Below are 11,395 nucleotides of genomic sequence, written 5' to 3' on the forward strand. Positions count from 1 at the left end.
ACGGCCAGGCCTCCGACATCGAGATCCAGGCCGCGGAGATCCTCCGCATGCGGACCTGGCTCGAGGAGACCCTCGCCGGCCACACGAAGCGCACGCCGGAGCAGGTGAACCGCGACATCGATCGCGACAACATCCTCTCCGCCGCACAGGCGCTGGAGTACGGCATCGTCGACCAGGTCCTCACGACGCGCAAGCGCGTCTGACCCGATCGATCCCGAAGGGCGTCCGTCATCACGACGGGCGCCCTTCGTCGTGCCCGGCGGATGTGCAGAGCCCCCACGCTCGAGTGCGCATATGAGCATCATGATGCGCGAACGCTGATGAGGGCCTACTCTGGGAGAGGAAGGAGGATGCCGTGGAAGAAGATCTGCTCATGGTTCGCGTCGCCGAGCTGTACTACGACGAGGACAAGACCCAGGACGAGATCGGCGGACTCCTCAAGATCTCCCGCTGGAAGGTCGGCCGCCTGCTGACGCAGGCTCGTGAACGCGGCATCGTGCGCATCGAGATCGTGCATCCCCGCGCCCGCAGGCTCGGCCTCGAGCGGCTTCTGGTCGACCGGTTCGGACTGACGGACGCCGTCGTCGTGCCGGCCCCGGAGGGCGATGACGGCACGCTCGAGCGGGTGGCGCAGGCCGCGGCCGACTTCCTGACCGCACTGCGGCCGGTGCCCCGCACGCTCGGGGTGAGCTGGGGGCGCACGCTCCGCGCCGTCGCCGAGGCGCTCCCGGACGGATGGGCGAACGGCGTGACGGTCGTGCAGCTCAACGGGGGAGTGAGCCTGAATCGGCGCTCCGGCGGGGCGGCAGGCCTCGCTGTCACGATCGCTCAGCGCGCGTCTGGCCAGGTCTCGCTGCTGCCGAGCCCGGCCATCCTCGAGCGTGTGGAGACGAAGCAGGCGATCGAGTCCGACCGCACCGTCGCCGCCGTGCTCGAAGAAGCAGCGGAGGCACAGGCATTCCTGTTCACCGCCGGCCCGTGCGACGCTTCATCCGCGCACGTCGAGAACGGCTACCTCAGCGCTGAAGACGTGGAAGAGCTCGCGCGTCGCGGCGCTGTCGGAGACGTTCTCGGCCGCTACGTCGACGCCGAGGGGAACATCGTCGACTCGCAGCTCGATGCGCGAACGGTCGGCGTCTCGCTCGATCGTCTGCGCGGAGCCGCCCGCGCGATCTTCGTCACGGCGGGCCCCGCCAAGCACGACATCGCACGAACCGTGGTCACCAGCGGCCTGTGCGGCGTTCTGGTGACCGATGAGACCACAGCACGAGCATTGTTGGAGGAACAGTGACGACCAAAGAACTCAGCCGCAGGACGGCGGTGGACGTTCTGGGCGGCGAGCCCGACGACGCCACCCTCCGACGTTTCCTGCACGGACTCCCCGGTGTGGATGCCGTCGGTCTCGAGCAGCGCGCTGCCGGGCTCGGTACCCGCTCCATCAAGACCACCTCGAAGGCGTGGGCCCTCGACACGATCATCAAGCTGATCGACCTCACGACGCTCGAGGGTGCGGACACCCGCGGCAAGGTGCGCTCGCTCGTCGCCAAGGCGAAGACCCCCGACGCCGCAGACCCCTCGACTCCACGGGTCGCCGCGGTCTGCGTCTATGGCGACATGGTCGGCGACGCCGTCGCCGCGCTCGGCGGCCTGCACGGCGACCCCGACGACGGAATGATCTCCGTCGCTGCGGTGGCCACGGCGTTCCCGAGCGGGCGCTCGTCTCTCGCGATCAAGCTCGCCGACACCGCTGAGGCGGTCGCCGCCGGAGCCGACGAGATCGACATGGTCATCGACCGTGGGGCGTTCCTCTCCGGCCGCTACGGCCTCGTGTTCGACCAGATCGCCCAGGTCAAGGAAGCATGCCGCCGCGAGGACGGTTCGTACGCCTCGCTCAAGGTGATCCTGGAGACCGGCGAGCTGAACACGTACGACAACATCAAGCGCGCCTCGTGGCTGGGCATCCTGGCGGGAGGGGACTTCATCAAGACCTCGACCGGAAAGGTGCAACCCGCCGCGACGCTTCCGACGACTCTTCTCATGCTGGAGACCGTGCGTGACTGGCACCGCGGCACCGGCGAGAAGATCGGCGTGAAGCCGGCCGGTGGCATCCGCTCCTCGAAGGACGCGGTGAAGTACCTCGTGACCGTCGCCGAGACAGTGGGCGAGGAGTGGCTGCAGCCGCACCTCTTCCGGTTCGGCGCATCCAGCCTCCTCAACGATGTGCTCCTGCAGCGTCAGAAGCTCAGCTCCGGCCACTACTCGGGCCCCGACTACGTCACGATCGACTGACGGGAAGACGAACATGTCATTTCTGGAATACGCTCCCGCACCGGAGTCCACCGCGATCCTGAACCTCAAGGACAGCTACGGCCTGTTCATCGACGGCGAGTTCGTCGACGGATCCGGCACCCCGTTCCACACGATCTCGCCGGCGACGGAGAAGCACATCGCCGAGATCGCCTCGGCCAGCGACGAGGATGTCGACCGCGCGGTCGCCGCTGCCCGTCGTGCCTACGAGAAGACCTGGTCGAAGATGAGCGGTCGCGACCGCGGGAAGTACCTCTTCCGCATCGCCCGCCTCGTGCAGGAGCGCGCTCGCGAGCTCGCCGTCGCCGAGAGCCTCGACAACGGCAAGCCGATCAAGGAGAGCCGTGACGTCGACGTGCCGCTCGTCGCCTCCTGGTTCTTCTACTACGCGGGCTGGGCGGACAAGCTCGACCATGCGGGTCTCGGCGCCGACCCCCGCGCGCTGGGCGTCGCCGGTCAGATCATCCCCTGGAACTTCCCTCTGCTGATGCTGGCCTGGAAGATCGCCCCCGCACTCGCCGCAGGCAACACTGTCGTGCTCAAGCCTGCAGAGACCACGCCCCTCACGGCGCTGATCTTCGCGGAGATCCTGCAGCAGGCCGACCTGCCGGCGGGTGTCGTCAACATCGTGACGGGTGCCGGAGCCACCGGTTCCACCCTCGTGCGCCACCCCGACGTCGACAAGGTCGCCTTCACCGGTTCGACCGGTGTCGGCCGTGACATCGCACGGGCCGTGGCAGGCACCCACAAGAAGCTGACGCTGGAGCTCGGCGGGAAAGCGGCGAACATCGTGTTCGACGACGCCCCCATCGACCAGGCGGTCGAAGGCATCGTGAACGGGATCTTCTTCAACCAGGGCCACGTGTGCTGCGCCGGCAGCCGTCTGCTCGTGCAGGAGTCGATCCACGACGAGGTCGTCGACAGGCTCAAGACGCGTCTGTCGACCCTGCGTCTGGGCGACCCCCTCGACAAGAACACCGACATCGGTGCGATCAACTCCGCCGCGCAGCTGGCCCGTATCCGCGAGCTCAGCGACATCGGCGAGGCCGAGGGCGCCGAGCGCTGGACCGCCGACTGCGCCATTCCGGAGCAGGGCTTCTGGTTCGCACCCACCATCTTCACCGGTGTCGAGGCATCGCATCGCATTGCCCGTGACGAGGTCTTCGGCCCGGTGCTCTCGGTGCTCACCTTCCGCACGCCCGCCGAGGCGATCGCGAAGGCGAACAACACGCCCTACGGTCTCTCCGCCGGGATCTGGTCCGACAAGGGATCGCGCATCCTCGCTGTGGCCGACCGCCTGCGTGCCGGCGTGATCTGGGCCAACACCTTCAACCGCTTCGACCCGTCGAGCCCGTTCGGCGGGTACAAGGAGTCCGGATTCGGCCGCGAGGGCGGTCGCCAGGGTCTCACCGCCTACCTCAAGGGAGCCGCAGCATGAGCAAGCGACTGACTGTTCCGAAGACGTACAAGCTGGCGATCGGCGGGGCCTTCCCGCGGAGCGAGTCCGGCCGCACGTACGAGGTGCGCACGCCGAAGGGGGCCTTCCTCGCGAACGCCGCGAAGGGCTCCCGCAAGGACGCCCGCGACGCCGTGGTCGCCGCCCGATCCGCCGTCAAGGGCTGGTCCGGTGCGACCGCCTACAACCGCGGCCAGGTCCTGTACCGCGTCGCGGAGGTGCTGGAGGGGCGTCGTGCGCAGTTCATCGACGAGATCGCGGCTCAGGAGGGCGTGTCGTCCGCGGCCGCGGCCTCGCAGGTCGACGAAGCTATCGACCTCTGGGTCTGGTACGCCGGATGGTGCGACAAGTACGCACAGGTGGCGGGCAACGCGAACCCCGTGTCGGGGCCGTACTTCAACATCTCCGTGCCAGAGCCGACCGGTGTCGTGGCGATCGTCGCCCCGCAGGACTCGGCGCTGCTCGGTCTGGTGTCGGTCGTGGCTCCGGCTCTGGTCGCCGGGAACACGGTTGTGGTCGTCGCGAGCGAGCAGCACCCGCTCTCGGCCATCAGCCTCGCCGAGGTCCTCGCCACCAGCGACGTCCCGGGCGGAGTCGTGAACGTGCTGACGGGTTCGCCTGCGGAGATCGCTCCGTGGCTGGCTTCGCACCAGGACGTGAACGCTCTCGACCTGGCCGGAGCCGGCGCTCTCGACTGGGTCGACATGCAGATCGCCGCGGCGGAGACGCTCAAGCGGGTGCTCGCCCCGGGAGACGTCGTCGCCTCGCCGGAGCGGATCGGTGCCTTCACCGAGGTGAAGACCGTCTGGCACACCAAGAGCATGGTCTGACCGTTCTGACGACCTCATGAAGGGGGTCGGGAGCCTTCGCCCACGACCGGGCAGCTGAAGGCTCCCGGCCCCTTCATCGTTTCGCGATCCGATGTCGAATGCCCTCAATGCGGCCCGGTGTCGTATGCAGAGGTTAGGCTCGAAGAACGATCTCTGATCCCCCCTAGGAGGACGCGCATGGCCCGCATCGGTGAAAGCGCTGACCTGTTCAAATGCTCTTTCTGCGGAAAGAGTCAGAAGCAGGTCCAGCAGCTCATCGCCGGCCCCGGCGTGTACATCTGCGACGAGTGCGTCGAGCTGTGCAACGAGATCATCGAAGAGCGGATGGCCGAGTCGTCCGCAGACGGGGTCGCCGAGTTCGAGCTCCCGAAGCCGCGTGAGATCTTCGCCTTCCTCGAGGAGTACGTGGTCGGGCAGGAGCCCGCCAAGCGCGCTCTCGCCGTCGCCGTCTACAACCACTACAAGCGGGTGCGGGCACACGGCACCCTGCAGACGGCCGAGCAGAAGGCCGAAGAGGTCGAGATCGCCAAGAGCAACATCCTGCTCATCGGGCCGACCGGCTGCGGCAAGACCTACCTCGCGCAGACGCTCGCGAAGCGCCTCAACGTCCCCTTCGCCGTCGCCGACGCCACGGCGCTGACCGAGGCCGGCTACGTCGGAGAAGACGTCGAGAACATCCTCCTCAAGCTCATCCAGGCCGCGGACTACGACGTCAAGCGCGCCGAGCAGGGCATCATCTACATCGACGAGGTCGACAAGATCGCCCGTAAGGCCGAGAACCCGTCGATCACCCGCGACGTCTCGGGCGAGGGTGTGCAGCAGGCCCTCCTGAAGATCATCGAGGGCACGGTCGCCTCGGTCCCTCCGCAGGGCGGTCGCAAGCACCCGCATCAGGAGTTCCTGCAGATCGATACGTCGAACGTGCTGTTCATCGTCGCCGGGGCCTTCGCCGGTCTCGAAGACATCGTCTCGGCGCGCGTCGGCAAGCACGGCATCGGCTTCGGTGCCCCGCTGCACGACAAGGGCAAGGACCTCGACCTGTTCAGCGAGGTGCTCCCGGAAGACCTGCACAAGTTCGGGCTGATCCCCGAGTTCATCGGCCGTCTGCCGGTCGTCACCAATGTGTCGCCGCTCGACCAGGATGCACTGATCGACATCCTCACCGGGCCGCGCAATGCACTGGTGAAGCAGTACCAGCGCATGTTCGAGATCGACGGCGTGCAGCTCGAGTTCGAAGAAGATGCGCTGCGATCCATCGCCGACCTGGCCGTCGAACGCAAGACCGGTGCCCGTGGACTCCGGGCGATCCTGGAGGACGTGCTCGGACCCATCATGTTCGAGATCCCCTCGGCGGAAGACGTCGCCAAGGTCATCGTCACCCGTGCAGCCGTCGACGAAGGCGCACCGCCCACGATCGTGATGGAGCGCAAGCGCAAGAGCGCATGAGCGCGGACCCGGTTCCCTGGAAGACGGTGGCGAGGAACACAGTCGTCGCCGACCGATGGATCCGACTGCATGCGGACAGCTGCGAAGACGTGAGCGGGCGCTCGATAGCCCCGTACTACGTGCTGGAGTGCGGCGACTGGATCTCGGTCCTCGCCCTCGACCGGAACGACGATGCCATCCTGGTGGAGGAGTATCGGCACGGTGCCCGCGTCGTGGCGCTCGGCACGATCGGCGGGGGAGTAGCGCCTGGCGAGGCTCCGGAGGACGCGGCCGCCCGCGAACTCCTGGAGGAGACGGGCTTCGTGGCAGATGAGCTCGTCGACCTCGGTGCGACGTGGGCGAACTTCGGCAACCACACCAACCGCGTGCATCACTTCCTCGCCCGCGGATGCACGCGCATCGCAGAGCAGTCGCTCGACGACAGCGAGTCGATCGCGGTGCACGTGCTGTCACTGGACGGACTCGGCGACCGCCTCTCGCAGAGCTACCACCAGCTCACCTGGTACAAGGCCATGGAGCAGATCGGACGGTGAGTCCCGCCGCCGTAGACGTCTGATGACCTCAGGCGGTCGGCATGACGAGATCGGTGCGCAGCTCTGACGGGGTGGTGCTCGGGTCGGACACGTAGATCTCGATCCAGACGCCGCAGGGACGGAGCGCCTGAGCGCCTGCACGCTCAACGAGACCACCCCAGGCGCCGCCGAGCTCCTCGTACGAGCCGAACAGGGTCGTCGCGACCGCGGGCCCCGCGGGCAGCATCGAGGCGACGATGACGCGCCCGCTGGCCGTGGGGATCGGGTTCTCCGGGGGAGTCTGCACGGGGAAGCCGAGCTCGAGATCGAAGACGTCCATCGGATCTCCGTGATAGATCGCGAGCGCGGGGCCGGTCGGGATCAGCACGCCTCCGGCGAAGGTGAGCGCGATCGCCGAGTAGCCGGCGTCGAAGGCCTCTTGGATGTCGCCCAGACGGATGCCGTTGTGGCGGATCACCGCGAGGGGGACGGCATCGATGTCGAGGCGGTCCGCCGGACCGAACGGGGACTCAGGGAAGGGGTTCATGCGCTCAGAGTCTCACGACTCAGCGGTCCAGTCCACGGCGCTTCAGGAGCGGTTCGATCTCGGCATCGCGGCCGCGGAAGTCGCGGTAGGCGTCAAGCGGATCCTTCGAGCCGCCCACCCCGAGCAGGCGCCGACGGAACCGTTCGCCGTTGCCCCGGGTGAGGCCGCCGTTCGTGCGGAACCACTCGACCGTGTCGGCGTCGAGCACCTCGCTCCAGATGTACGAGTAGTAGCCCGCGCTGTACCCGCCGGAGAAGACGTGGGCGAAGGAGGTCGACGAATACCGTGTCGGGACGGCCGGGTCGTCCAGGCCGATGTCTGCCAATGCGGCGGCCTCGAACGCGGCGACGTCGGTGACCTGCACGTCGGTGCCGAGGCGATGCCAGGCCTGATCCAACCAGGCCGCCGCCAGATACTCGCTGGTGGCATGGCCCTGGTCGAACGTCTCGGTCGCTCGCAGGCGCTCCACGATCGCGGGGTCGAGCGGCGCACCGGTCTCGTGGTGACGTGCGTAGTTGTCGAGCACCTCAGGCCACAGGATCCACATCTCGTTGACCTGGCTCGGGAACTCGACGAAGTCGCGGAACACATTCGTTCCGGCGAAGTGGGGGTAGGTCACGGTCGCGAAGAGTCCGTGCAGCGCATGCCCGAACTCGTGGAACAGCGTGGTCACCTCATCGACAGTCAGCAACGTCGGCTCGCCGTCTCCCGGAAGCGGCACGTTCAGGTTGTTGACGACGACGGGAGCCGTGCCGCGCAGGCGCGATTGGCTCACGATCGCGTTCATCCACGCGCCGCCGCGCTTCGAGTCCCGGGTGTACAGATCGAGCACGTACAGGCCGACCGCGGTGCCGTCCTCATCGCGCACCTCGAAGACGCGTGCGCCGGGATGGTACGCGGCGAGGTCGTGTCGCTCGGAGAAGGTGACGCCGTAGAGTCGGGTCGCCGCGAAGAAGACACCTTCCTGCAGGACGCGCTCTGCCTCGAACCAGGGGCGCAGCGCACTGGAGTCGATGTCGTACCTGGCTGTGCGCACTCGTTCGGTGTAGTAAGCCCAGTCGTGTGCCTCGACCGGGAAGGGTACTGCCTCGGTCTCGTCGACGATCGCCTGGAGTGCCGCGCGCTCGGCACGGGCGTTGCGCGCGGACGGGGCTGCGAGGCGACGGAGCATCTCTTCGACGGCATCCGGAGTTCCAGCGGTCTCGTCGGCGGTGATGTAGGCGGCGTGCGAGTCGTAGCCGAGCAGTGCGGCGCGTTCCGCCCGCAGCCGCACGATCTCGAGGAGCACCCCTCGGTTGTCGTTGGCATTGTCCCGGGATCCGCGCGCGAGTGAGGCGGCCATGATGCGCCGCCTCGACTCCCGTACGCGCAGCTGTGCCAGTGCCGGATGCCCGGTGAAGAGCGGCAGGGTGATCAGGTACCTGCCGTCGAGGCCCCTGTCCGCTGCCGCGCGCGCGGCAGCGGACAGCTCTCCCGCGCTCAGCCCGTCGAGCTCGTCGGCGGTGTCGAAGACCACGGCGAGGTCGTTGGTGTCGTTCAGGAGGTTGCGTTCGAACGTGTTCGTCAGCGTCGAGAGCTTCTGGTTCAGCGCGGTCAGGTGCGCCTTGGCCTCGTCGTCGAGACCCGCACCCGCGTGGGTCATCTCGCGGTGGTGGCGCTCCACCAGGTAGCGCTGCTCAGGGTCGAGATCCAGGGAGTCACGCTGGTCGTACACGTGCTGCACCCGCCAGTAGAGCTGGCTGTCGAGTGTGATCGCGTCCTGATGCGCGGCCATGAGCGGTGCCAGCTGCTCATCGATCGCCTGGATCTCGGGCGTCGCATCGGCCGAACTCACGGTATAGAAGGTGTGCGCCACGCGGTCGAGGAGCTCGCCGGATCGTTCCAGCGCCTCAAGCGTGTTCTCGAACGTCGGCATCGAGCGCACCATGGTGATGCGCGCGATCTCGCGACGCTGCTCCTCGAAACCGGCCTGGAACGCGGGGAGGTAGTGCTCGGGCCGGATCGCGCCGTAGTCCGGGAGGCCGTAGGGGAGCGTCGACGGCTGCAGCAGCGGATTCGTGGCGTCGGTCATCTTCCGAGCCTATCCACCCCGGCTGTCCAGGCTCAGGAACCGTCCTCGCTCAGGCGCGTCATCACTCCGCGCAGCGCTTCCACCACCACGCGGACCGATCGACGACGCAGGGTCTCCGGGCGGGCGAGCAGGTCGATCATCCGGTGCGTGCTCACCCCCTCGAGCGGGATCCGCACGATCTCGCGATCGTCGACGCTCCGTGAGGTGAAGCGCGGCAGCATTCCGATCACCCCACCTGCCGCCACGACCGCCGACACCGCGCCGTAGTCGTTGATGCGGTGCTGGATGTCGACAGGATGGTGGGCTACGGCCGACACCGCACGAAGGACGTCGTCGGGGGAGTAGCCGATGCGACTGGTGACCCATCTCTGTCCCGCGACGTCGGCCGGAGTGAGGCTGGCGCGGCCGGCGAGAGGGTGGGAGATCGAGACCGCGACATCGAGGGGCTCACGTATGAGGGTGAGACTGCGCACACCTTGCGTGGGCCAGGGGTCGGAGTGCTCCATGCGGTGCGCGAGCACGAGGTCGTAGCGGGCAGTGAGCGCGGGGAACTCGCTCTGCGCGACATCCTCGTCGGTGAGCTGGACCGTCGGCGCATCCTCTGCGGACGCCAGTACCCGCACCAGTGCGCCGAACAGCGCCTGCCCGACACTGTGGAATCCGCTGATGCTCACGACTCCCGTCGCGGCTCCCTCGAACTCGTCGAGGGCATGCCGTGCTGCGGCCATCGCGTCGATCGCCTCGGCGCCGGCCGTCGCCAGCACTTCACCGGCGGGCGTGAGGGCGAGGGTCCTGCCGATCCGGCGCGTCAGCGGTGTCGGAACACCCCTCTGCAGGGCTGCCAGTTGCTGGGACACCGCAGACGGAGTGACTCTGAGCGCGTCGGCCACGGCGGTCACGCTGCCGAGGGCGCCGAGCTCCCTCAGGATCTGCAGTTGATGGAGTTCCACGACGACAGTGTAGTTTCTCTACATCGATAGTGCAGACGATGCCGGTTGTTCTACAACGTCAGGTGCGGTGTGATCGAGATCATGAAGGCACTGTTCAAAGCCGCACCCGGTGCGGGACTCGAGCTCGTCGAGCGCCCTGACCCGGCCGCCGGCACCGATGACGTCGTCATCCGCGTGCTCCGCACGGGGATCTGCGGCACCGATCTGCACATCCTCCGCTGGGACGACTGGGCGGCGTCCGCGATCGCCGCACCGCTGATCCCCGGTCACGAGTTCTACGGGGAGGTCGTGGAGGTCGGCCCTGGCGTACGCGACATCGCGGTCGGCGATCGGGTCTCCGGCGAGGGACACATCGTCTGCGGCACCTGTCGCAACTGTCGAGCGGGTCGCCGCCAGATGTGCATCCGCACGATCGGTCTCGGTCTGCAGCGCGACGGCGCCTTCGCGGAGTTCCTCGTGCTGCCCGCGCCGAACGTCTGGGTCCATCACTCGGAAGTGACTCCCGAGCTGGGGGCGATCTTCGATCCCCTCGGCAATGCCGTGCACACAGCGCTCACCTACCCACTCGTCGGAGAGGACGTGCTCGTCACCGGCTGCGGACCCATCGGGCTGATGGCGATCGCCGTCGCCCGACATGCGGGGGCCCGATTCATCACCGCGACGGATGTCAGCGCGCCGCGTCTGGAGATGGCCCGCAGGATGGGCGCCGACGAGGTCGTCGATGTCTCGGTCCGCGACATCCGCGATGCGCAACAGGCGCTCGGCATGCGGGAGGGCTTCGACATCGGATTCGAGATGAGCGGTGCGCCGTCGGCGTTGCCCGCCATGATCGACAACATGAACCACGGCGGCCGCATCGCGATGCTGGGTCTGCCGAGCGCGGGGTTCGGCATCGACTGGGGCAAGCTCGTGACCCACATGCTCACCGTCAAGGGCATCTACGGGCGCGAGATGTTCGAGACGTGGAACGCGATGGGGGCGATGCTGCAGACCAGCGCGACCCTGCGGGACGCCATCGGCCGCGTGATCGCGGAGGTCGTCCCCGTTCGCGACTGGGAACGCGGATTCGCCGCGGCCGAGTCTGCGGGAACAGGCAAGATCATCCTCGATTGGACGGAGCTGTGATGTACGGGACTTTTCAGAAGCATGTGTCGGATGAGCTGGCGGGCATCGAAGAGGCCGGGCTCACCAAGCATGAGCGCGGCATCCGCGGCCCCCAGAACGCGGAGATCACCGCCGATGGCGCAGAGGTGCTGAACTTCTGCGCCAACAACTA

At 67.7% G+C, this 11,395-nt stretch carries 11 protein-coding genes and 1 pseudogene; 9 read left to right on the forward strand and 3 right to left on the reverse strand.

All coding sequences use genetic code 11. The features are described 5' to 3' along the window. From B2869_RS03730 to B2869_RS03760, 7 genes are all read left to right on the forward strand, one after another. A partial coding sequence (locus tag B2869_RS03730; protein ID WP_292762942.1) for an ATP-dependent Clp protease proteolytic subunit occupies window positions 1–203 on the forward strand: 203 nt, incomplete at its 5' end. A 152-nt stretch (window positions 204–355) separates the two neighbouring features. Continuing rightward, window positions 356–1,291 (forward strand): sugar-binding transcriptional regulator, encoded by a 936-nt coding sequence (locus B2869_RS03735; RefSeq protein WP_021201510.1) that lies wholly within the window; start codon window positions 356–358, stop codon window positions 1,289–1,291. Beyond that, window positions 1,288–2,289 carry a deoxyribose-phosphate aldolase gene (gene deoC / locus B2869_RS03740; RefSeq protein ID WP_292762946.1) on the forward strand — a complete coding sequence of 334 codons (1,002 nt, stop codon included), beginning with the start codon at window positions 1,288–1,290 and terminating at the stop codon, window positions 2,287–2,289. Before B2869_RS03735 ends, deoC begins: the two co-directional genes overlap by 4 nt. Window positions 2,290–2,302: 13 nt before the next feature. Then, entirely contained in the window at window positions 2,303–3,745 is a 1,443-nt protein-coding gene (locus tag B2869_RS03745) for an aldehyde dehydrogenase family protein (protein ID WP_021201508.1), read from the forward strand. Continuing rightward, window positions 3,742–4,593 carry an aldehyde dehydrogenase family protein gene (locus B2869_RS03750; protein ID WP_292762952.1) on the forward strand — a complete coding sequence of 284 codons (852 nt, stop codon included), beginning with the start codon at window positions 3,742–3,744 and terminating at the stop codon, window positions 4,591–4,593. Before B2869_RS03745 ends, B2869_RS03750 begins: the two co-directional genes overlap by 4 nt. 177 nt (window positions 4,594–4,770) lie before the next feature. Next, window positions 4,771–6,039 (forward strand): ATP-dependent Clp protease ATP-binding subunit ClpX, encoded by a 1,269-nt coding sequence (gene clpX, locus B2869_RS03755; RefSeq protein ID WP_021201506.1) that lies wholly within the window; start codon window positions 4,771–4,773, stop codon window positions 6,037–6,039. Continuing rightward, entirely contained in the window at window positions 6,036–6,572 is a 537-nt protein-coding gene (locus B2869_RS03760) for an NUDIX hydrolase (RefSeq protein ID WP_292762955.1), read from the forward strand. The genes clpX and B2869_RS03760 overlap by 4 nt, the downstream gene beginning before the upstream one ends. A 28-nt stretch (window positions 6,573–6,600) precedes the next feature. On the opposite strand, the gene B2869_RS03765 is transcribed toward B2869_RS03760, so the two are convergent. Genes B2869_RS03765 through B2869_RS03775 form a run of 3 tightly spaced genes read right to left on the reverse strand, consistent with a single transcriptional unit; the run spans window position 6,601 to window position 10,119 of the window. After that, complete coding sequence (locus B2869_RS03765) at window positions 6,601–7,098, reverse strand: GyrI-like domain-containing protein (protein ID WP_292762958.1); 498 nt, start codon at window positions 7,096–7,098, stop codon at window positions 6,601–6,603. A 19-nt stretch (window positions 7,099–7,117) separates the two neighbouring features. After that, a complete protein-coding gene (locus B2869_RS03770) occupies window positions 7,118–9,169 on the reverse strand; it encodes a M3 family metallopeptidase (protein WP_292762961.1) in 2,052 nt (683 codons plus the stop codon). Between the two features lie 32 nt (window positions 9,170–9,201). After that, window positions 9,202–10,119 carry a LysR family transcriptional regulator gene (locus tag B2869_RS03775; protein WP_029258194.1) on the reverse strand — a complete coding sequence of 306 codons (918 nt, stop codon included), beginning with the start codon at window positions 10,117–10,119 and terminating at the stop codon, window positions 9,202–9,204. An 81-nt stretch (window positions 10,120–10,200) separates the two neighbouring features. On the opposite strand from B2869_RS03775, the gene tdh reads away from it, so the two are divergent. Together tdh and B2869_RS18735 are read left to right on the forward strand one after the other, a co-directional pair. Then, window positions 10,201–11,244 (forward strand): L-threonine 3-dehydrogenase, encoded by a 1,044-nt coding sequence (gene tdh, locus B2869_RS03780; RefSeq protein ID WP_292762967.1) that lies wholly within the window; start codon window positions 10,201–10,203, stop codon window positions 11,242–11,244. Next, window positions 11,244–11,395, forward strand: a pseudogene (locus B2869_RS18735) (glycine C-acetyltransferase); the annotation flags it as partial. The gene tdh and the pseudogene B2869_RS18735, both read left to right, overlap by 1 nt.

The organism is Microbacterium sp. UBA3486, from assembly GCF_002377845.1.
In the GTDB taxonomy this organism is placed as follows: domain Bacteria; phylum Actinomycetota; class Actinomycetes; order Actinomycetales; family Microbacteriaceae; genus Microbacterium; species Microbacterium maritypicum_A.